Origin of the sequence: Dactylosporangium sp. NPDC051484, assembly GCF_040689395.1 — a bacterium.
Classification (GTDB): Bacteria; Actinomycetota; Actinomycetes; order Mycobacteriales; family Micromonosporaceae; genus Dactylosporangium.
Genome location: NZ_JBFAZX010000012.1, coordinates 56,068 through 78,007, shown reverse-complemented (window position 1 = coordinate 78,007; position 21,940 = coordinate 56,068). Strand labels below are relative to the sequence as shown.

Here is a 21,940-nt window from a genome sequence, read left to right as displayed (position 1 = left end):
GCGGCGTCGGATGGCCCTGCCCGCAAGCAGGCGAGATCCGGGAGGCGTCCCGCCTCCCGGATCTCGCCTGCTTGCAGCTCTACGTCAGCGTCCTGGCTCCACGATCGTCAGGACGCCAGGGTCGTTCACGCCGCGCCACTCTTCCGCCGCACCGCGCTCCACGCCGAACATCAGAATCTCGTCGTACGTGCTTGCCCTCGGATAAATACCAGGTCGCCACCGCCATGCAGTAGTTGTGACCACTACACCGAGCCCGGCGACCAGACTCAAAGCTGGCAGGAAAAGGAGCAGTGCCAGGAAGTTACTCATGCTCAGCACAACGGCAATCATGTACCCGCCGCTGACGAGAACGGCTACTACGCACGTCACAAGAAGTGCCGCCACGATCCAGTTGTACCTCTTCACCTGACGTGCTGTGGCGGCATCTACGGCGAGGGTGAGCCGACGTGGATGGAACGGATGATGCATCGTCCAGGTCTGCACCAGAACCGGATATTGGCTTCCGTCGGTCAGTGACCGCCCCGGCGACCGCAACTTTGCGGTCCAGCGAGCCGGAATGCGGATAACCACGGTATCGGGGGCCGTCTCAGGCACAGCCGACCCCTCTGCCGCCGACCCACAGTGGCATCCTCGACCATTTATAGCTGACGAAGTAGCCGTGAATGTTTACACCATTCTGCTTCCTGCAGAAGACCCAATAGGCAGCCCCGTAAACCGCTGCGATGAACCCGACAAGCGCTGAGGCAAGCCATAGCGTCGCGCTGGCGATACCGCAGACCGCCGAGCATGGGGTCAAGGCAAAGACTCCAGCGAGCCCTCCGGCGACATTAAGAAGGGCGGAAAAGGCCCCGATGCCCCCGACGGCAGCGATAACAGCCCAGTGGCTGACGTAGCAACTGAAGTAGGTCGTCCGGTAGATCGTCCACCACGCTGTCCAGCTTCCAGTCCTGCGGCACCACGACGTACCGGCTGGATCGGTGCGGTTTACCGGGTCAGCGCTGGTGTAGTCGTAGGCGTTGGCGCTGCCACCGTAGATAGGGTCGACCGAAAGGAACCTGCCGGTCGCAGGGGTGTATAGGCGGGCACCCATAAGGGTCGCTCCCCCCGGGGTGTCGGAGGCGCGCTGCTCTGCGCCGAGCCAACTGTAGCGTCGGCTGCCGACGTCGGTGGAATTGCGGAGTTGGCCGAACTCCGTATGTTCGCTCGTGTAGGCCAGGCCGAATGTGCCGTTGGAGACACCGGCGACGAGGTCGCCGTGGAGGTTGCTGATCTGCCAGACGGGGTTACCGGTAGGCCCTGACTGGATCGCGGCCAGGCCGGCGACGGCGGCGACGGTTCGTGTCCAGGTGCCGTTGCCTTCGTCGGTCCAGGCGGGCTTGTCGCCGTCGTCGGTGTAGTGGTGGGTTTTGGTGACAGGGCTGCCGGTGGCGTTGTCGGTCCAGGAGCGGAATCGGTTGGGGACGACATCGAGGGTGTAGGTGGTGCTCCGCCCGTTCTGGCTGATGGTTCGTGCCATGTCGTTGGTGTGGTAGGTCATGGTGACATTGCCGTTGGCGGGCAGGAGGGTGTCGGCGGCCGGGGTGGTCAGGGTGCGGCCGAGGGCGTCATAGACAGTGCCGGTGCTGGTGATGCGGTCGGCGCTGTCGTAGGTGTAGCTGCGGCTGGAAGCGGCAGTGGTGGTTTGACAGGCGCCGTTAGGGTTCGGGTTGTAGCTGGTCAAGCTGGTGCGGTTGCTGGCCTTGCCGGAGGCTCCGGTGAACGCATAGGCCCTGCTGATACATTGCCCGCCGACTGTGTCGTCGACCTGGATGAGACGTCCCGCCTTGTCGTAGCCGTACGTCTGGGCCGACAGGGTCGAGGTCCGGTTCAGCCACAGGTCAGCGGCGTTGAACGTGACGTTCTCGGTATAGAGGGTGCAGTCTGGTTGTCCACAGCCTGGCTGGATGTAGGTGACCGAGGTTGCCGCGACGGCCTCGTTGAAGACCATGGTCACGTTGATGCCGTTGGGCCAGGTCTGGCTGACGGGGTTCGCGTCAGTGTCGTAGCTGGCGGTAAAGGTGCCTGCACCGGTGTCGACGACCTGGGTAGGTAGTCCGCGTCGTTCAGTGCCCCCGTCGTATGTGTAGGTACGGGTCGTCTTGCCGTCGGTAGTGGTGGCAATCCGCGACGCCAAGTCGTAGGTGGTTGTGGACGTGTTGGCGTCGGCATCGGTGTAGGAGGTTTGCCGCCCGAGCGTGTCATAGGCGCGGACGATTTCGGCGGTTACTGCGCCGGTGCCGTCCAGGGACTGGGTACGCAGGAGCTGGCCGCTGGCCTGGTCGTAGACGTTGCGGGTTTTCGGCACGGCGGTGCCCAGTCCGGTCGCGGTAGTGATCGTCGACGTGGACGCGCGGCCGGCGGTGTCGTAGGTCGCGGTGATGCGCCGCTGCTCGCCCGCCGAGGTGGACTCGACGGTCGTGCGGGGCTGGCCGTACACGTTGTAGGTAGTGACGGTGGACGGCAGCTCCGGGCCGGTGGCGGGTTGGCCACCCACCCCGGTGCGGCAGACCAGCCCATCCCATTCCGGCTTGCCCCCACAGGTGGGGAAGGTGGCGTTGGCGCCCGCGCTGTAGTAGGTGGTCGTGCGGGTGGATGGCGTGTTGCTTGTGGCGCCGCCTTCGGGGGCGGTGACGGAGATGACGCGGCCCTTGGCGTCGTAGTTGGTCGTGGTGGTCAACGCCAGCCCGGTGGGGTTGACGGACTCGGTCAGCGGCGCCTGCAGTGTCCAGTCGTATGTGGTGGTGGTCGTGTGGAAGTCGACGAAGTGTTGCACGCCGCCGGACCAGTACGACATGTCGTCGCGCTGAGTGGTGAGCAGGTTGTACGGGCCGCCGATGGCACCCTCGTCGTAGACGTACTTGGTGTGGGCGCGGCCGCGTTCCAAGGTGCCGTCGGGCAGAATCACGTCGTGTTCGGGCCCGAACTTGGACAGTAGTTGCTGATCGTCGCTCGAGTACATGAACATCTCGGAGCGGGCCTTCGCCAGCGACGTCTCCGCGATGGCGCTGTCGGTTGGCGAATAGTCGAGGGCCCGCCGCCGGTTGCCTGCGGTCAGCGTACGTGTCACGTTGCCGTAGAGGTCGTACCAAGTAGTGTTGATGCCGCCACCCGGTACGGCCGTGTTGATGTTGCGGCCGTTGGCGTCCATGTAGTTGACGGTGGCGTACCCGTACGAGCTGGGCAGGGTGCCGGTCGACTGGTTGCCGGTGGGGATCTGTGTGGGCGGGAAGACCGCAGTCGCGTCGGTCGGGGATTCGGGCTCGGCCCAGCGGTTGGTCTGTATCGCGGACAGATCGTAGGGTGCGCCGGTTCCTGATACCGGCACCTGGTACACCACGGTGGAGACTGCCGTGCCAGCGGAGAGGGCGGAGCGGGTCACGGTGGCAAGCCGGCCGGTCCCGGAATCGTTGGGCACGGTGGTGTAGGCGAACTGCCACGGCTGCTGCGTGGGCGGGGTCAGGACGGACAGGATGCCGCTGGTGTAGTCGTATGTGGTGACTACGTGCTGGGTCCCGCCTGGGTCGGTGTAGTCGAGGCGCGGGTCCCACGCCGCGCGTAGGTAGCCAGCAGAGTCGTAGGCGTAGTGGGCTATCTCGACAGTTCGCATGCCTGGCGTTGGGGTCAGGTCCGGGTCATATGCGGTGAAGTCGACCTTGATCAGACGCCCGGTGTAGTTCCCCCACTGCGCCGAAGCGGGACCGGTCGCGGTAGTGGCGGCGGCGTAGGTGAACGTCAACGTCCGACAACCCGCGGTGAGGCTCGGGCTGCAGCTCACCCCCGACGGCACCGGCGCGAGGACACGCGTGGGCCGGGCCTGCGTGGTTGTGCCGGGCGCAAGCTCCCAGGACACGGTCGAGGTTTCCGATGTCCCCACCGGGGTGGCGCTGCTCGGCGCGTACAGTCCGGCCGCCGCTCCCGCCGGTGGGGTGAACTCCACCTTGTTGCCGTGGCCGTCGGTAAGCGTGTACTTGTCCGGACTGGAGATGTGGGTGAGCGTGTAGGCCTCGAACCCGACTTGCGGGTCAAACGTGGCGTTTGATGCGTCGCGTTGGGTAAACCCGAGGGTGGCCCCGTCGGGCAAGCCGATCTGGACCAGCGAACCGGTCACGGTCAGGCCGGTGTAGCCGGAGTTCGCGGGGACGGCAGCGCTGGAGACCCAGCCCGGTCCGAACATGGCGTCAACGTCGGCGGCCTGCCGGGTGTTGTAGACGCGGGACAGACCCATACCGAACGCGGATACGTCGGTCTGGCCAAGGCTGTAGTTACCGGTGATCAGGTTTGCTCTGCCCGGTCCCACCTCGGCCGAGGCGGCCCAGGCCCGGTTGCGGTCGAAGGCGACCTTGACCGCGTCGGACGTCCCACCGGCGCCGGTGAAGCTGGCCCGCACCTGCAACGGCCCGTCCCTCGGGTCAGGGCCTGGCTCGGCATTGTTGAGCGTCGCGGCCGCGTCCCAGTTCAGCTTCGCGAAGGCACCCCCGCCAGACGTGGCTTGCGGCCAGGTCACCGAACCACCGCCGGCCGCAACCTTCACGTCGCCGGCCGGGATGGTGGTCCACGCGTCCGCGTCACCGCGTCGCCACTGATAGGTCACCCCGGTGGCACCAGCCTGGCCTTGAGCCTGCAACGCGAACTTCGCCGCGGTCATGTCTCCGGTGTTCGGCAGCAGCACGGTACCCCCGCTGGAGCCGACATTGAACTGGTAGGAGTAGACGGGCGACGCGTTGCCGGCCCGGTCCACCGACTGCACATACAGCGTGTGCGGCAGGTTCGTCGGCGGGGCTATGCTCACCGTCGCGTTGCCGCCCAAGGTTGCAGCCTCCGCAGACGTGTCTGGTGGGTTCACGTCCAGTCCATATAGGTACGAGGCCACGTCGGCCACGCCGCTAGCGGTGAACGTGAAGTTGCCGGCCACGCCAGCGCCGCCGGCCCAGCCGCCCTCCGGGTACGTGGTCGACAACACCCCGGGCGCCGAGGCGGGGGCGGTGGCGTCAATCGTGAACGTTTGCCATGCCGACCACGTCGTCGACGACGAGGTGCCGTCATTCGCCTCTGCTCGCCACTTGTAGGCGCCTTCGGCCAACGCCGTACTCGACGTCCACGATGCTGCGGCGCCCGAAGCGACGAACGCCGAACTCCCGGACGTGATCAACGTGGTGCCGGCCGCATTCCAGATCTCGAAGTTCGCCTTCACCGTGGTGGCGTCCGCGTCGGTAGAGCTGGCCCGAAGCGTAGGGGTGGTGGTGTTGACGAATGCGCCCGACAGCGGCCCGAGCAGAGTTGGGATCGACGGGCGATGGTTGTACGTCAACACGACGTACGGGCTGTTCGTCCCTTCCATCGAGTCGAACCGCTTCCACGAAAAGTTGTCAGTCTCATCGGCGGCTTGGAGCAGCAGGTTCACCTTCGACGCCGACGAGTCATCGGCCACCGACTGAAACGCTGATGTCGCATCGGTGCTCACCCAACCGGCGGCGCAGGACGCGCTGTACCCCTTGGTCTGCGTCGATGTGCTCACGCTGCCCAACACGGTCGGCAGGTTCGTCTCCCATTGCACCGACGAGTCCACGTCGGTGGTGCGTGACGTGGTCCACTGACGGGGCGAGCACGACCAGGAGTGCCACTCCCACAGGTTCAGCGTCGCCGACACGACCACTGTGCCGTGCAGGTAATCCTGGTTGTGAAACGACATGTAGCTGCGGGCCTTGGTCGTTCCACCGTTAAAGGTACCTAGCCTCAACTCCACCGAACCGGACTGGTCTGAGGTGTACCCGGTCTCCACGAACTCGTCAAACGACGGATACACGTTGGTCGGACCTGGGTCGATCGTCACCGGGTACTGCAGATCCTTACGGGCCAAGAGCGTCTGATCCGGAACAAGCACCAGGTCCTTGCCCGATCCGTTGGCCGCCACCTTCACCCCGAAGTCGGCGCGATGCAGGTGCTCACCGGAGTTCGGCTCAATCGCGGCGTCCCACATCTGCCCGGCCGGAACGGTCGCCGCAGGCTTACCCTCGCGGCTGCGAAGCTCCAGCCCACCGCCCGCCGTCGCCGCGGTCGACAGGGCGCCCGTGGTCCACGGCAGCGCCACCTGTCCCAACGCGGCCATGGCGGCCGTATTCTTCACCACAAACGAGTACAGATACGACGTCCGGGTTGCCTGTACAACAAGGTCCACACCGGGCCGAATCTCCGCATACGTCGCGGTCGAGCCGCTCAACGTGGGCTCGGGCAATGCCCCGCGCCAGCCCAGCACTACCGGCTGCCCGCCCAGGCGCAGACTCACCAAGTCGTGAGTACCGACTCCAGCGGAGCCCGACAACACCAGGCCGTTCGGGTGTGCACTCGCAGCGATCGTGCCATCCGCACGCCGCACAAGCGTGGTATTGATATCGACCCACGCACCCTGGGAGTTCCGGAAACGCTGCGGGCCCAGGCCCTGCTCAACCCTGACCGACCCATCCGGCTGTGCCCACGCCCGAGTCGTCTCCGACAACATCGACGTGATCTCCACCGGGCTACCGCACAGCCGAGCCGTTACCCGCGCCGCCGTCTCATCCGACTGCGATTTCGGACACGCGGCCTTCGCTGCCTTCGGGGCAGGCGCTGCGGCGGCGGCCTGCGGACGCTCCACCGAGACGCACACTGTCGCCACCAACAACACGGGCAACGCCATCGTCAAGCCATGCCGCCACCGATCCGCCCACCGCTTGCGAGGTATGACGAACTCCGTCAAGTTCACAGCAGGCATCGCAGCATCACGGACAGATAACATCGAATTCCCCCGATCATTGAAATAGCCCCCATGATTTCCTCATTCACGCGGCATGTCAATTATTGACACGTTCAAATGGTTGAATATGTCCGATTCAAGCCACATTCACGGGACATTCATGCAGGTCAGTCAAGGCAAGTGAGACACGGATCGGGGACATTGCCGTCCTAATGGAACATACCGGGGCGCGAGTTACCGAGGCGGTCTACCGGCACCAGCCCTGTCTGGCCCCCGAGGGAATCGTTGCGATGGACCGAATTATCGGGACATAGGTGACCGCGTGCCGCTGGTTGCGCGGCCGTCTCCGAATCGTCGTCGAAGTACTTTCCGGGCCTGGCCGACACGGGCGCGGGCGCGCCCGATAGCCGGGCGGCGCCCACTGGGGATCTCGGCGTTTGCGTCCCACCACCAGCGCGTGCCGGCGTCAGTTGTGGCTTCGATGAGCTCTTCAAACGGGCTTTCGAGCAGTTCCCCACAGGGCAAGAATTGACATCGTGTCATTTTGGTACATCAAGTTCTCTCGGTGTGTATGGTGTCGATCCAGCCGATTCCGAGCACCAGGTCCTTGTCACGAAGCAGCGCGAGATCGCCTGTTGCCGCGGAGGGGTGGCTCGCAACCGTGTCCCACACGTGTCGGTGTCCGGGTACGTCGCTGTAGCCAAGATTGCCGCCGATGCCGTGTACAGGTCCCGCGTACGGTCCTGAAATCGACGAAGCGGTCGCCGAACGCCGAACAGCGTCCACCCGGGCCTGCCTGCCGCCCCGGTGACCAGGTGGTCCGTCGTGGCCGTTGCGGCGGGCGACGGACCCAGGCAAGACGGCTACTGGCGTTCTGCCGCCAAGCACATGGCATTCAGCTGGGATTCACGTCGCCTCAAGGTTTCTCAGCGACGTTCTGCCCCATGCCGTCACATCACGCCCCTGCCCGCATCGCCCTAGCCTGCGCCGGCGTTCTGACCGTGTTCGGTCCTGCTGTCGTCGCATTCGCTGTCGCGCAGCCCGCGGCTGCCGCCGACCCGGGTGGCTACCAGAACGTTCGCATCAACGAAGTCACGTCGAACAACGCCGACACGGTTGAGCTGTACAACGCGGGCTCGACGTCGGTCAGCATCAGCGGTTGGAAGATGTCGGACGACAGCTTCTCGCCGCAGTCGTTCAGCCCGTCCTCGACCACGATCCCCGCGGGTGGCTTCGTCACGTTCAACTCCCCCAAGGGTCTCGGCGACTCGGACAAGGTGGTGATCTACACGGCGGACGGCACGGTGGTCGACCGGGTCGAGTGGGCCACGAACAAGGCCAAGCCGGCGATGGCCCGCTGCGGCGGAGACGGCACCGGCGCATGGATGACCACAACGACCGCGACGACGTTCGGCATCGCGAATGCTGCCGGGTGCCCGGCGACGATCCCGGCCGCGAGCAAGGTGCGGATCAACGAGGTGACCTCGAACGGCGCCGACACCGTCGAGTTGTACAACGGCGGTACGAACGCGGTCAGCATCAGCACATGGAAGTACGTCGACGGCGATACCTCCCACTCCGCGTCCTCGATCTCATCGTCATCGCCGAGTGCCACCACCATCCCCGCCGGCGGGTACGTGACGTTCGACGCCAAGATCGGCCTGGGCGACAACGACTCGCTGTTCCTCATCGATGGCAGCGGCACCACGATCGACTCGGTGACCTGGGCGCTCGATGGGGCCAAGCCGTCGGACGAGCGGTGCGCCAACGGCACTGGCTGGTTCCAGACGGCCACCACCGCGACACTCGGTGGCGCGAACTCGTGCTCGGGCGGCTCGCCGACCCCGACCCCGACCTCGACGCAGCCGTCGACTGGCCAGCTGCTGGGCGGCGGCGGAGCGCTGACGAGCGGCTGCACCCCTGAGGCGCCGACGGGTACGGGCTCGACCCCGGCCGGCACCCTGCCGTGGCCCGGTGGGCTGGATGTCACCATCGCCGACAACGTCTGCGCTTTCATCACCGCTACGGGGCCCGAAGGCCGTGACGTGAGTGGCCTGGCGTTCGACCCGTCGAACCCGTCGACGCTGTGGGCGGTGAAGAACAAGAACTGGCTGTTCAAGTTGGTCAAGAACGGTAGTAAGTGGATTCCGGACGCGTCCTGGAGCGCGACAGGCAAGCAGATCCGCTTCGCCGGCGGAACCGGTGAGCCGGACTCGGAGGGGCTGACGGTCGGCGGCAACGGCCACATCTACATCACCTCCGAGCGCGACAACAGCCGCAACACGGCCCCCAAGGACACGATCATGGAGTTCGACCCGGCCGCGACCTCCTCGACGCTCACCCCGCTGCGCCAGTGGGACATGACCTCGCAGTTCCCGCAGCTCAACACCGGCAACAAGAACGACGCCAACCTCGGCTTCGAGGGTGTGGCCTACGTGCCGGACAGCTGGCTGACCGCCAACGGCTGGATCGACCCGCTGACCGGGGCGGCCTACAACCCGGCGAACTACCCGCTGCACGGGTCGGGTCTGTTCTTCGCCGGCCTTGAGTGGGACGGCACGCTGCACGTCTATGGCCTCAACTCGGACGGCACGTTCACGACCTTCGCCACCATCTCCACCGGCAAGGCCTCGGTCATGGATGTCATGTTCGACGCCGGTACGCAGCGCATCGTCGCGACGTGCGACAACACCTGCGGCGTGACGCACACCTTCATGAAGGTGAACGCCAGCGGCGCGATCGTGGTGGACGTGACCTACACGAAACCGGCCGTGATGCCGGTCGACAATCTCGAGGGTTTCGCGATCGCCCCGACCTCGACGTGCGTCAACGGCGCGCGCGAGGCGGTATGGTCCGACGACGGCATCTGGGGCTTCGGCTCCGGCAAATCCTCATACGGCCACGCCCTCTACAGCGGCACGTTCCCCTGCTGAGGTGAGCTGATCAAAGAGGGGCATCTCGTAGGCGCGAACGCCTGCGAGATGACCCCGATCCGCGCGACGGGTCCGCTGCTCGATGCCGAGGGCCGGCCAGCTGGTCGCGGCGCCGGATGAGGTACGCCGTCTCGGCGCTGTTCACGGCCAGCCCGATGGCCCGGTCGTACGCCGCCCGCGACTCCTCGCCGCGGCCCAGCCGGCGCAGCAGGTCGGCGCGGGTGGCGTGGAAGGCGTGGTAGCCCTCCAGCGGCAGAGCGTCCACCTCCGCCAGGGCGACCTGCGGGCCGTCGAGCTCGGCGACCGCGATCGCCCGGTTGAGCCGCACGATCGGCGAGGGGTCCAGGCGGGCCTTGGCGACGTCGAGTGCATGACGACACGCCAGTCGTTCTGGTGCGGTTCCGACTCGTCATGGTGCTTTGATCAGGGCAAGCGCGTTCGGCGGGCCGGATGTGCCGGTCAGAACGTCTGCGGTGCGACATCGTGTCTGCCCGACGCGCCGTACTCGGCCGGCCCTACACTCACCCGGTGGATGCGACCGATTCCTTGGTGGAACGCAGCGGTAGCCTGAAACGCCAGCTCCTGCAGTTCGCCCAGAAGCCGCGCTTCGACAAGCAGTTCCGTCAGGAGATCCGCAAACGGTTCGGCAAGCTCGTCGCCATCGAGGACGAAGCGAGCATGTACGCCTTCCAAGACTGGTTCATCCAGGAATTCCGGCTGCACGACGGACGCACCCTCATCGACTGCTACCTGGAGACCCAGCGGAACCTGCCCGATGCCGAGCGCACATTCCTGCTCGGCTGGCGCAAGGTGCGCGAGGGGATGTTCGAGGTGAACGGACGCGATGGCGCCGCACTGCTTGCCGAGAACCTGATCGACGAGATGCCGTACCGAATCCGGGCCAACGTCGGACCCCAGGTGTTCGATCGGATGCCAGCCGGATCGTTCATCTCCACACGTGTAGTGCCGGTCAACGACGAGTGGCTCATCAGCGGTCCGGTACAGACATTCCCCGCCATCGCCCGCGACGACGTCCTGCACGCCGCCGCCCGGGTCGCCGCGTCCCGCCCCGACCTGGTCTTCCACAACCCGGACAAGGTCGCGGCCGGCTGGCAGCAGCAACGCGACCAACGGTCCGCATTCGTCCGGCACTTCGGCACCGACGAGGTGACCGTGTCCGTCGACGAACTGCCGACGGTCATGGCCGCGTTCTGGGAGACGTACACCGACGGCGCCAGCACAGGCCCTGACACCGACACCGATTGGCTGCACTTCTCCGCGGAAACGGTTGGAATCATCTTCGACGAGACCACGGGCCTGGGGATGTACGCCGATTACGCGCTTGCCCAGGAAGCGTTCGACAACCCCGTCCTCATGCGCAAGCGGCGCTACAAGGAAACGATCCAGTCCTACCTCGACGACGACAGCGTTGACCCGATCCCGCTGCAACGGCTCGCCGCCCGCCACCCCGACACCGTGAACCGGGTCTTCCGGGCAGCCCTCGGCAAACCCGCATTCCGCTGGGAGATCGACGGCGAGTGGCTGCTCCGGGAGCGCAAGAGTTCGTGGTACGCACGCCCGCCGCTTCCTCGGGTCACCGTGCTCAGCGACCGCCTCGCCGCCGCGTTCCGCCGAGAAGATTGACCAGAGCCTGCCGCCGCTCGGCCCGAGTCCCACCAGCAGGTCAACCGCCGTGAGCCGCTGACGTGAGGACCGACGTCAACTTTGCCCGGGAAGCCGGTTGACCTGCCAAAACAGCATTCTGGCAGGTCAACCGCGACGCGTCCGCCGATCCTTCAACGCGACAATGCCTGGACGGTCCGCGCGAGGAGCGACTCAGCCGGGTTCGGTGCCGGTGGCGACCGGCCGGGTGGGGTCGGCGCTCCACTGGGTCCACGAGCCCGGGTAGAGCGCGGCCGGGATTCCGAGCCGGTGCAGCACGAGGATGCCGGTGGTCGCGCCGACCCCGCCGCCGCAGTACAGACCGAGCGGGGTGACGCCGTCGACTCCGTGCCCGACGTACAGAGCGCGCAGGCTCTCGTCGTCGCGGAGCAGGCCGTCCTCGTCGAGGTTGTCGGAGTACGGCACGCTCAGTGCGCCCGGGATGTGGCCCTGGCCCGGCTGTTCCGCGTCGCCCAGGTACGCCTCGCTGGGCCGGGCGTCCAGGAGCAGCCCGGAGCGGGCCAGCGCCCCGGCTTCGTCCGTGTCGATGGTCGGCAGCGAACCCGTGCGTACCTGGAACGTCCCGCCGCCCGGAGCCGGCTCGTCGGTGGTGAGCTCCCCTCCGGCGGCCGTCCAGGCGTCCAGGCCGCCATCGAGATACCGGACGTCCGGCACGCCCGCCCAGGTCAGCACCCACCAGGCCCGGGTGGCCGGCGGAGCGGCGCCGCGGGTGTAGACGACGACGGTCGACGACGGGTGGATGCCCCACCCGGTCACCGCCGCCTGGATCTGGTCGTCGGTCGGCAACGGATTCTTGCCCGATTCCGGCGTGCGGACGCCAGCGAGTTGCGTGGAGTGCTCGACGTAGTGCGCCCCGGGCAAATGCCCGGCCTCATATTCGTGCCGTAGTCCGCGCTCGGCGTCGCGGCGGATGTCGAGCAGTACGACGTCGGCGCCGGAGTCGAGCAGCGCTCTCAGCGCGGTGGCGGAAACGACTGGGTCGGTACGGTCGGTAGTCACGTGGTTCCTTTCAACAGGTGCCCGCGGAGGGTATCGCGCAGGTCGTCGGGGTCGGGCAGGGTCGCCGCGTGGCCGGCCAGCACCTCGTCAAGGGCTGCCCTGATGATGCCGACCGCGACGCGGGCGGCGCTGGCCGCCGTCGAGTCCGCGGGGAACCCCCGTCCTAAAGGCTGGTATTCCCATCGGCTTGATTGACAATAGCAGGGAGGACGGCACACACTTGATCACGTGGGCGGGGGACCACCGCTGCTGACGCGCGTACGTGGCGTCGATCTGCTGCGGGTCCGTAGCGCGCGCTGTTAGCGCCACGCCGCCGCTGTCGACGACCTCGTCGCACCATCGTGTCGCGTCGCACCGTCTCGCGCACATCGCCTTGCGCCGGTCCATCGTCGATCGGGTTTCCGCAAGCCCTCAGATTCCGTTAATTCCTATTTTGCTGGTCAATAATGGAGGAACCTCTCGTGTCCAGTTTCCCGCGGCTGGCCGCCGCCTTAGCGTCCGTGCTTTTCGCGTCGACGCTCGCCGCGTGCGGGGAGGAGGCGCCGTCGGCTTCGCCCAGCGCGCTCGATCCCGCCAACCCAGCCAAGATCACTGTGGCCGACGCGGGATACGCCAACGCCCTGGAGATCGCCAAGGCGAAGGGGTATTTCTCGAAGCACGGCCTCGACCCCAAGCTCACCCAGACCCAGAGCGGTGTGGCCACCCTCGCCGCGCTGCAGGGTGGCAGCCTCGACATCGGATACGCGGATTTCTACGCCGGCATCAACGCGCTCGGTAACAGCTTCGACATCCAACTCGTCGCGAACAACAACACCAACCTGACGAGCCTGCCGTTCCTGGTGAAATCCGGCGGTCCGGTCAAAACCGTGGCCGACCTCGCCGGCAAGAAGGTCGGTGTGTCGCCGGTACCGCAGTTCATCGTGAACACGCGCGGCTTCCTTGAGGCCAACGGGGTCGATGCGAACAGCGTGAACTTCGTCATCATCCAGGACGCGACCGGTGCGCCGCAGGCTCTGGAGCGCGGCGACTACGACGTGTGGGCCGGGCACTGGAACGCGGCCTACGCCAACGACGGCAAGACCGGCTACAACTTCACCACCGTCGGGAACACCTCGACCAAGGCGTGGTCCAACCCCGACGCCACGACGGCCGCGTTCTGGACCACCGGTGACTACGCGCGCAAGCACCCCGAGATCGCCCACGCGTTCGCCAAGGCCCTGTATGAGTTCCACGCGTGGTGGAACACCGTGTCGCCGTCGGAGCAGGCGGATCTCGTGCAGCAGTACTACAAACTCGACTTCAAGAAGATCGCCGGCGGGGATGACGCCAAGCTGCGCAACCTGCTGCCGACCTACTACCAGACCGGCCCGATCAACCTGGACGCCACGCAGTCCTGGTACGAACTCGGCCTGAAGTACGCACCGGACAAGATTGCCAAGGGTGTGGACTGGAAGTCGCACGTCTTCGCCTCGGCGACCGGTAAACCGTGACGAGCACGGAGAGCCCTGCCGTCGACCGTGAGGTCGACGGCGGGGCGGCCCCGGGCAGCGTCCGTGACATACGGGCCCATAGTGGACTGTCGGGCGACATCGTGCTGGCCGACGCCGGCAAGGACTACGTCGCCCTCGACGGCAACGTGGTACGCGCGCTGCGTCCGGTGAGCCTGACCATTGACCAGGGCAGTTTCGTGTCGGTGGTCGGGCGCTCAGGCTGCGGGAAGTCCACCTTCCTGCGGCTGGTCGCCGGGTTGGAGACGGTGTCGTCCGGATCGATCCACATTGGAGCCGACCGGGTCGACGGGCCGCCCGACAGCGCGCGCTACGTGTTCCAGAATTACAACGAGTCGCTGCTGCAGTGGCGGACGGTCGGGGACAACGTCCGGTTCGGACTCCGCCACCGGCACGGGCCGCGCCGGGCCCACAGCCGGGCCGAGGAGAACGAGATCATCAACGGCTACCTGGCCGAGGTCGGACTTGCCGGGACGTTCAGCCGGTACCCGGGTGAACTGTCCGGGGGCATGCAGCAGCGGGTGGCCATCGCGCGGGCGCTGGCCGCCTCCCCCCAGGTGCTGCTGCTCGACGAGCCGTTCAGTGCGGTGGACGCCCTGAGCCGGTCGAACCTGCAGGATCTGCTCCTGCGGATCTGGCGGCAGCACGACCTCACCGTGCTGTTCGTCACCCACGACATCGAGGAGGCGCTGTTCCTGTCGCAGCGCGTCATCGTGCTCCACGAGGCCGGCGCCGGTATCGCCCGCGACGCCACCGTGGACATTCCCTATCCGCGCACGCAGGTCGACGTCCGGGAGGACCCGCGGTACCTGCGACTTCGGCGCGAGGTGCTCGGCCTCGTGCTGGGCTTGGAGTGAGCCGCACATGGCTGACCTGACCGAAGCCCGGCCTCCGGCGACAACCAGGGGCCCGCAGACCACGGGCGCGCCGACGACCGTCCCGCCGAAAGCCGCGACCGGACCGGCCGAGCGGCCGCCGGCGTCGATCCGGGTCGGCCGGTCGCTGCTGCGCTTCCTGCGTAGCCGGGCGTCCGGCTGGACCCTGGTCGCACTGGTCATCGTCTTCTGGCAGATTTCGTCGGAGATCCATTTCAACCCGACCATCTCCGCCCCCGACCGGATCGCCCAGACCTGGCTCCACGAAATCACCCAGGGCCAGCTTCTGCCCGACCTGGGCCGCACGTTGCGTACCATGGCCATCGGTTTTGCGCTCGCGGTCCCGCTCGGCGTCGGCATCGGGTTCCTGATGGGCCGCTCCCGCATCGTGTGGGGCCTGCTGGAGCCGACGGTCGAGGTCCTGCGCCTGACGCCGACGACCGCCATCCTGCCGATCTTCGTGCTCTTCCTGGGCATCGGGGAGTCCATGAAGATCGCCGTCTTCCTGGCCGCCGGCATCTTCCCGATGATCATCAACGCGTACGCCGGCGCGCGCGGAGTGTCCAAAGTGCTCAACCAGACGGCGCAGACGTACCGGTTGACATGGTGGCAGACGCAGCGGGAGATCGCCCTGCCGTACGCCACGCCGTTCATCCTCGTCGGGATGCGCCAGTCGTTGGGCATCTCGCTGGTGCTGGCCGTGGTCGTCGGCATGCTCGCCGGCAACGACGGAATCGGGTTCTACATCCTCAACGCCCAGCAGACCTTCAACATCAACCAGTTGCTGGCCGCGGTGGTGACGGTGGCCTTCGTCGGCTACGTATTCAACTCGATCTTCCTCCTGGCCGAGCGTCGCACCACCCGCTGGCGCCGGATCGCGAGCGGTGAGTGACCCAACATGACCACCGTGGACTCTTGGAAAGGACAGCGCCTGTGACCGCCAAGCCGTTCCGCCTCGGCTTCTTCACCCACGCCAACACCGCTTCGTCACCGGCCGAGGCGAACGAGGAACTCGTCCGGCTGTTCGTGGGCGCCGAGGAACTCGGCTACGACATCGGTTTCCTGGCCCAGCACCTGCTCGTGCAACCCGAACAGGGTTCGGCTGCGTCGCCGCTGGTGTCGTTCGCCCCGGTCGCGGTCCACACCCATCGCATCGGCCTCGGCGTGGCCGTAGTCACGCTGCCCCTGACCGAGCCGCTGCAGCTCGCCCACGATGCGCTGACCCTCGACGCCATCGCCGGCGGCCGGCTGCAGCTCGGACTGGGCACCGGCACGGCGAACCTTGACAAGTACGCCGCGTACGGGGTGGACGCCTCGAATCCGGGCAAGCTCTTCGACGAGCACTTGGGCGTGCTGCTCGACGCGCTCAGCGGACGGCCGCTGCGGGGCACCGACCAGCGCATTCACGTCGACGGAACCGGTCTGGCCCAGCGGCTGTGGCGTACCCCCGGCAGTCCGGAGTCGGCCCGGCGGGCCGCGCGGACCGGGCTTGGCGCGTTGTTCGGAACGGCCACATTGGACGCGAAGACCGTGCAGCGCCCCATCATCGACGCCTACCTCGACGAGTGGCGCACGGTCGGTCCGGTCGAGGCCCCGTCCGAGATCGCCCCGCTGCTGACCCCCCGGCTGGGTGGCATCCGCAACATCTACGCCGGCGCCTCGCGCGCCGGTGCCCTCGATGACCTGAACCACTTCCTGGAAAGCTCCCGCAAGCGCATCGCCGACGTGCGGGGTGTCTCGGCCGACGACCTCACCTTCGACGACGTCATCGCCGGGGTGAACCTCAAGACCGGCTCGGCCCAGGACGTGGCCGAAGGATTGCGCGACGACGCCGCGCTGCTGCCGGAGGTCGACTACATCATCGCCGTCACCGGATTGCTGGAGGCGGTCGAGGTCGGCCGGGGCCACCGGCACACGGTCGATGTGGCCCTGCGGGGCCTTGAACGCATCGCCCGCGACACCGCGCCGCTGCTGGGCTGGTCCCCCGCGACCTGAGACCGAAGGAGATCCAGTGACTGACCGACAGCTCGTGCTCAACCTCTTCAGCCCGCCGTTCGAGGCGTGGCGGCAACCCGACGTCGACGCCGGTCGTGCGTGGAGCATCGACGCGCTGGTGCGCCTCGCCCAGGACGCCGAACGGGCGCTGTTCGACGCCATCTTCCTGGCCGACAGTCCCAGTCTTGGCGAGGGGTACACGACGCCGGAGCCGTTCACCATCCTGTCCGTGATCGCCGCCCACACGACGTACCTTGGTTTGGCGCCGACGATCCTCACCACGTACACCGAGCCGTACAACACTGCCCGGAAAATCGCGACGCTCGACCAGCTCACCGGCGGCCGCGTCGGCTGGAACGCGGTAACCGGGTCGCAGCCGTCGGTGGCGCCGAACTTCGGACCGACCGCGCACCCGGAGCACGCGCTGCGCTACGAACGCGGCGAGGAGTACATCGAGATCGTCAAGGCGCTCTGGGACAGCTGGGAGCCCGACGCTTTCGTCGCCGGGCCGTGGCCGACGGCGACCCTGGACCATGACAAGATCCACCCCGTCCCCTTCCGGGGTAAGCACTTCCAGCTCGACGCGCTGTTCAACGTGCCGCGCTCGCCCCAGGGTCGCCCGGTCATCTTCCACGCGGGTTCCTCCGACACCGGCCGCGATCAAGGTGCCCGGCACGCCGACGCCATCTTCACCGCCCAGCCCACCATCGAGGCCGCCCGCGAGTTCTACCAGGACTTCAAGCGGCGGGTGGCGGGCTTCGGGCGCAACCCGGCCCACGCCCTCGTACTGCCGGGCATCCTGCCCATCATCGGCAGCACCGAGGCGGAGGCGGAGGCCGCCCTGGAGGCGTTCAACGCCAACGTCGACCTCGACCAGGCGATCGTCCGCCTGCACCACCAGATCGGGCTCGACGTGCGCGGGCTCGACCTCGACGCGCCGATCCCCGCAGCGGTGTGGGACGCGGCCGGCCAGAGCTTCACCAGCCGCGCCGCCGTCATGCGGGCCGAGGCCGAACAGGGCGGCTTCACCGCTCGTCAGGTCGTGCTGCGGGCGACCGCGGCGTTCGGGCACCACCTCATCGTGGGTACGCCCGAGCAGGTGGCCGACGACATTGAGCTGTGGTTCCGCACCGGCGCCGCCGATGGCTTCAACTACCGGATCCCGGGCGGACGCGAACCGCTCGAACAGTTCATCAACCACGTGCTGCCCCTGTTGCAGGGCAAGGGCATCTTCCGCAAGGAGTACACGACGCAGACGCTCCGGGGGCATTACGGCCTGCCAGTGCCGCCACGATGATCGCCGGCCCGCCGCTGGGCACATGCGACTCCAACCTCGCGACTGCCGTCGCGCGGGTTGATGCAGACGACTAGGGGCTGACCTGGCGGCTATCCGGTTTTGGTCCAGATGCCGCAGCGGGCCGTCTCGAAGTCCTGCCCGGCCTTCAGGGTCACTCGCAGGTTTCCGCCGCCGATGTGGTTGTTGATGATGTCTCGCTGGTTTGTTCCGGACTTGTAGATCGACCAATAACAGTTCGAGCCGGAGGCGGTGGTTTTGTAGTTGCCGGCGGGGATGTCTTCACCGACGGTCCAGGTGCCGTCGTCGATCGTGGGCGCCGCCGGCGGGGGCGGTGGTGGAGGCGAGGTCGTCGGCGGGGGCGGTGGTGGCGAGGTCGTCGGCGGTGCCGGCGGTGACGTGGTCGTGATTGGCGCTGCGGCGGTGACCGTGACGTAGACGGTGCTGACAGCTGGCGATGCGGCAGCCGCAGTGAGCGCCGGGTTGTCCTTCTTGCCGCTGCTGGCGCCGGCCGCGCCAGCGCAGACACCGATGATGAGGCCCGCGGCAAGGCCAACGACGCCGAATATGACCGACTTGCCGCGGCCCTTTCCGCTGCCGGGGCTCGGCGCCGGGACCGGTGGCCGTCCTGGCGGTGGAGCCATTGGCGGGAAGCCCTGGGCCGGCATGGCACCTGTGTTCGCAGGCGGGCCTGACACCGGTTGCGGGCCGGCGACGTACGGGACGGGTGGCGGTGCGTCGGTCACAGCGCAAAGTGTGACGAAGTGTCAACCGGATCACCGTCCGCTGATCAGCCGTGACCCGACGCCGTTCACCCGGCGGCGTTCCGGCTCCGCCCGCAACAGCAAGGCCCGACGGCATCAAGGGCCGTTTCCGACTTTCGGAAACGGCCCTTGACCTGTTGTGGGCGATACTGGGTTTGAACCAGTGACCTCTTCCGTGTCAAGGCGTTGCCCGGGCGCTCGGGCCTGGATCGACGTGTGCCATGAACTGCGTAGATAATCCGCGGCGGTCCATGGCCGTCCGCCATGGCCCGCGCCGGTCAACACTCAGTTCGACACGCAACTCCTGGCCGAAGCCTCACGCGACTCGCAGCGTGAGAGGGCCTCGGGAGACGACGATCGAGACCTCGGCGCCGAGGGCTTCAGCGTAGGCGCGCAGCGTGTCCAAACTGTCCACCTGTCCGTGCTCGATCTGCGAGATCCGCGCCTGACTGACGCCGAGGACGGCGGCGACCTCGGCCTGGGAGAGGCCGGCGGACTTGCGCATCTCGGCGAGTTCGTGCCCCCGGATGCGGCCGAGATTCTCCGCACGGATCTCCGCCCGCTCAGCCTCGGCCTCGGCACTGCCCAGCCACGGCTGCCGTTCCTTCGCCTCGGCCTTGACCTCACTCCACCGGCGAGCCGTCATGATCCCTCCACGTTCTTGCGTTCGACCAGGTATTACTCGTATCGGCTCTCCGCTATCGGAATGTTCTCTCGATACCAGCGGATCCACTGACCGGCCTTGTTCCCGGCAACGAGGACCACCGCTTCGCGTTCAGCGTCGAATATGAACAAGAGGCGGATCTCAGAGCGGCCGGTCGAGCCCGGTCGCAGCTCTTTGAGGTTGTGCAGATGGCTGCCGTGGACCCGGTCGACCATGGGCCTCCCGAGGCCGGGACCGGCCTGCGCCTAGTGGTCAAGCGCCTCCATGACCCGGTTGGCCGTGGTCGGATCGGTCTCGCACAGGCCCAGGAACCACTCGTCGACCGGGGCGAGCAGCACAACCTCCCACATGCCCCCAGTATAAACCCCACCTTATCGCAGGGTGTGCCGTCACGCCAGACGCGGTCGTCAAGAAGCCGGAGGCACGGAGCGTTCGTAGGCACTCGCGAGATGCAGAAGAGGACCTGTCGAATCACTCGACAGGCACTCTGAGCTGGTGGGCGATACTGGGCTTGAACCAGTGACCTCTTCCGTGTCAACCCGATGCGATTCGCGCGCAAGGTGCCTGAACGCGTTGCAGGGCAATGGTTCTAGGTACATCGACGTTCCCGGCCGTACGTGGTCGTTCACTCCCGTAACCCCCCTGTTAGCCCCCTCGGGGAGGCTGGAACAGAGGGGCCCCTCTGCTCCAGCCAACGGGTGCAGCCGGGCATGTCAGGGAGTTGCGCGATCAGGTGTCCTCGGACCGATCTGCAAACCCGCACGTCAAGCGTGGGTGAGGGACACGGGGGACAGTTGAGTGCCATCGGGCGCGGTCGATCCGGTGAAGCATCCGTCGGGGAATGGCGAGCGGTCAGCGACCGGTGGCTGCCCCACCAAGCGAGCGGCAGCCACCATGCCGTAACCAGTGCTGCAACGTCCGGCGCGGCAGTTCACCCTAGCCGTATGTCCTGCACAGACTGCTACTGGAGGATTGCGTTCCGATAACCTGATCCCTAAGCTGCCGCCGGCGGCCTTGGAGGCGCCGTACGGGCTGTTGGGCCGTGGCGCTAGACCTCGGTTAGGGCGCCCTCGTAGCTGGCGCCGTAGACCACGTGGGATGAGGCGAAGACGAAGCGTGCGGGTGGCCGTTCATGCTTGACCGCGTCGAGGGCCAAGAGCAGGTTGAGCGTGCCACCGGTGTTGACGTCCCAGTACGTCAGGGGGTCGGCGAACGACTCGCGGCCCTGGGTGACCGCGGCGAGGTGGCACACGCCCTCGAAGTGCCCCGCCTTCACGATCTCGGCGACCCGCTCACGGTCTCGGATGTTGCCCTCGACCAGCTCAGCGCCCACGGGCGGCTTGGCGTCGGCCCGGCCGCGCGTCATCACGACGACATCGTGCCCCGCCGCCTGGAGTTCGAGCGTGACGGCATGCCCGAGATAGCCGAGTCCGCCGGTGACCAGTACCCGCACGTCAGTTCCTCCCAAGGATCGTGTGGCGGTGCTGCCAGGCCAGTTCGAGACATCCTGCCGCGGCCGGTGCCAGCCGACCACCGCTGATCAGCTCATCTAGCACGTGCCGGGTGAACGGCAGTGCCGAGGTGGGTTGAACCTTGCCGGTCTTCACCACGACGCCTTCGTCGTTGCTGTCGACCATGTCGGCGAACAGCCGGTCGTACGTCTCTCCGTCGTAGACCGCGACGGTGAGCAGCTCGCCGTAGAGGGTGAGCGCGTCGAGCGCGACGCCCAGGCAGTACACCCGGATGTGTCCAGCGGCGCGGGCCGCCTCGAACGAGGCGAGAGGTTCGGCGGCGTAGTCGGCCGGGTTGCCGTCGCCGCCGTGCTCGGCGTTGCCGAGGAACTCTTCGCTGTACTCGCGCATGATGTTGCGCCACAGGTCGAAGTCGGCGGCCTGGGCGGCGGGCAGAATGCTGGACGGCTGGAAGACGCCCGCCGGCATGATGTGCAGCATCCCGCCGGCCACGGCGACGTTGCCCGCGCTGCGGTTGTGCAGCACGAACGTGGCGCCGTCCGAGTCGGCTCGGATGGTGAGCATGTCGGTCGACGCGACCAGGCCGCGGCGGGCAAGGTCGAACGGGTCGCCAAGGTGCTTACGGAACGTCAGACCGCGCCAGGACGCGGGAGCGATCCGGCCGCCCTCGCCGGTCACGTGCTGCGCGGCCATCTCGTGCGCCAGCGCCTCAGCCGTGTCGACCATGCCGAAGTACGTCGACATACCCAACCTCAGCGACGCCTCGGCCCAGTCCCAGTCCACGCCGGTCAGGCGCCACGCGATCCGGTTCTCGAACAGCCGCAGATGGTCGACATCCCGGATCGCCTGGCTGTACCTCGCGTACCGGCGCTCCTCGCTTGCCAGCGGCCGGCTTGCGGCGCTGGCGTCCTCCGGCGGGTTGCGCGCCACTGTTCCTGGCTGTCGAGGACGCACCGCAGCATGCCGGGTTCGTGATATCGTGAT

General features: G+C 67.2%; 14 protein-coding genes and 2 pseudogenes. 7 read left to right on the top strand and 9 right to left on the bottom strand.

Annotation, left to right across the window (positions count from 1 at the left end):
• Positions 1-84: 84 nt before the first annotated feature.
• Positions 85-594, bottom strand: coding sequence for a hypothetical protein (locus tag AB0367_RS21070; RefSeq protein ID WP_366228045.1), 510 nt, complete (start codon positions 592-594; stop codon positions 85-87).
• Positions 587-6,778 carry a DNRLRE domain-containing protein gene (locus tag AB0367_RS21065; protein ID WP_366228044.1) on the bottom strand — a complete coding sequence of 2,064 codons (6,192 nt, stop codon included), beginning with the start codon at positions 6,776-6,778 and terminating at the stop codon, positions 587-589. Before AB0367_RS21065 ends, AB0367_RS21070 begins: the two co-directional genes overlap by 8 nt.
• A gap of 935 nt (positions 6,779-7,713) precedes the next feature.
• Here AB0367_RS21065 and AB0367_RS21060 point away from each other — a divergent pair.
• Complete coding sequence (locus AB0367_RS21060; RefSeq protein ID WP_366228043.1) at positions 7,714-9,702, top strand: lamin tail domain-containing protein; 1,989 nt, start codon at positions 7,714-7,716, stop codon at positions 9,700-9,702.
• A 10-nt stretch (positions 9,703-9,712) separates the two neighbouring features.
• Here the strand turns inward: AB0367_RS21060 and AB0367_RS21055 are convergent.
• Positions 9,713-10,051, bottom strand: a pseudogene (locus AB0367_RS21055) (hypothetical protein); the annotation flags it as partial.
• 179 nt (positions 10,052-10,230) lie between these two features.
• On the opposite strand from AB0367_RS21055, the gene AB0367_RS21050 reads away from it, so the two are divergent.
• Positions 10,231-11,346, top strand: a complete 1,116-nt coding sequence (locus AB0367_RS21050; protein WP_366228042.1) for a hypothetical protein — start codon at positions 10,231-10,233, stop codon at positions 11,344-11,346.
• A gap of 192 nt (positions 11,347-11,538) precedes the next feature.
• Here the strand turns inward: AB0367_RS21050 and AB0367_RS21045 are convergent, their stop codons facing one another.
• Positions 11,539-12,384: a sulfurtransferase gene (locus AB0367_RS21045; RefSeq protein ID WP_366228041.1), complete on the bottom strand. Its 846-nt coding sequence runs from the start codon at positions 12,382-12,384 to the stop codon at positions 11,539-11,541.
• Positions 12,385-12,845: 461 nt separating this feature from the next.
• Here AB0367_RS21045 and AB0367_RS21040 point away from each other — a divergent pair, with 461 nt between their 5' ends.
• The 5 genes from AB0367_RS21040 to AB0367_RS21020 are packed head-to-tail and all read left to right on the top strand — an operon-like array spanning position 12,846 to position 18,059.
• Positions 12,846-13,874, top strand: coding sequence for an ABC transporter substrate-binding protein (locus AB0367_RS21040; RefSeq protein ID WP_366228040.1), 1,029 nt, complete (start codon positions 12,846-12,848; stop codon positions 13,872-13,874).
• Positions 13,871-14,749, top strand: coding sequence for an ABC transporter ATP-binding protein (locus AB0367_RS21035; RefSeq protein WP_366228039.1), 879 nt, complete (start codon positions 13,871-13,873; stop codon positions 14,747-14,749). Before AB0367_RS21040 ends, AB0367_RS21035 begins: the two co-directional genes overlap by 4 nt.
• 7 nt (positions 14,750-14,756) lie before the next feature.
• Positions 14,757-15,659 (top strand): ABC transporter permease, encoded by a 903-nt coding sequence (locus tag AB0367_RS21030; protein ID WP_366228038.1) that lies wholly within the window; start codon positions 14,757-14,759, stop codon positions 15,657-15,659.
• A gap of 41 nt (positions 15,660-15,700) precedes the next feature.
• A complete protein-coding gene (locus tag AB0367_RS21025) occupies positions 15,701-16,762 on the top strand; it encodes an LLM class flavin-dependent oxidoreductase (protein WP_366228037.1) in 1,062 nt (353 codons plus the stop codon).
• Between the two features lie 16 nt (positions 16,763-16,778).
• Complete coding sequence (locus tag AB0367_RS21020) at positions 16,779-18,059, top strand: NtaA/DmoA family FMN-dependent monooxygenase (RefSeq protein ID WP_366228036.1); 1,281 nt, start codon at positions 16,779-16,781, stop codon at positions 18,057-18,059.
• An 89-nt stretch (positions 18,060-18,148) separates the two neighbouring features.
• On the opposite strand, the gene AB0367_RS21015 is transcribed toward AB0367_RS21020, so the two are convergent.
• The 5 genes and pseudogenes from AB0367_RS21015 to AB0367_RS20995 form a co-directional block, all read right to left on the bottom strand.
• Positions 18,149-18,700, bottom strand: coding sequence for a hypothetical protein (locus tag AB0367_RS21015; protein ID WP_366228035.1), 552 nt, complete (start codon positions 18,698-18,700; stop codon positions 18,149-18,151).
• Between the two features lie 436 nt (positions 18,701-19,136).
• Positions 19,137-19,466 carry a helix-turn-helix transcriptional regulator gene (locus tag AB0367_RS21010; protein ID WP_366228034.1) on the bottom strand — a complete coding sequence of 110 codons (330 nt, stop codon included), beginning with the start codon at positions 19,464-19,466 and terminating at the stop codon, positions 19,137-19,139.
• A 32-nt stretch (positions 19,467-19,498) separates the two neighbouring features.
• Positions 19,499-19,834, bottom strand: a pseudogene (locus AB0367_RS21005) (type II toxin-antitoxin system RelE/ParE family toxin).
• Positions 19,835-20,532: 698 nt separating this feature from the next.
• Positions 20,533-20,937: an NAD-dependent epimerase/dehydratase family protein gene (locus AB0367_RS21000; protein WP_366228033.1), complete on the bottom strand. Its 405-nt coding sequence runs from the start codon at positions 20,935-20,937 to the stop codon at positions 20,533-20,535.
• 1 nt (position 20,938) lies between these two features.
• A complete protein-coding gene (locus AB0367_RS20995) occupies positions 20,939-21,886 on the bottom strand; it encodes an XRE family transcriptional regulator (protein WP_366228032.1) in 948 nt (315 codons plus the stop codon).
• Positions 21,887-21,940 lie beyond the last annotated feature (54 nt).

What these genes read in the sequence shown, in the direction of transcription:
- AB0367_RS21060 (WP_366228043.1), top strand. Translation starts at nt 7,714, where the DNA reads ATGCCGTCACATCACGCCCCTGCCCGCATCGCCCTAGCCTGCGCCGGC.
- AB0367_RS21030 (WP_366228038.1), top strand. Translation starts at nt 14,757, where the DNA reads ATGGCTGACCTGACCGAAGCCCGGCCTCCGGCGACAACCAGGGGCCCG.
- AB0367_RS21015 (WP_366228035.1), bottom strand. Translation starts at nt 18,700, where the DNA reads ATGGCTCCACCGCCAGGACGGCCACCGGTCCCGGCGCCGAGCCCCGGC.
- AB0367_RS21010 (WP_366228034.1), bottom strand. Translation starts at nt 19,466, where the DNA reads ATGACGGCTCGCCGGTGGAGTGAGGTCAAGGCCGAGGCGAAGGAACGG.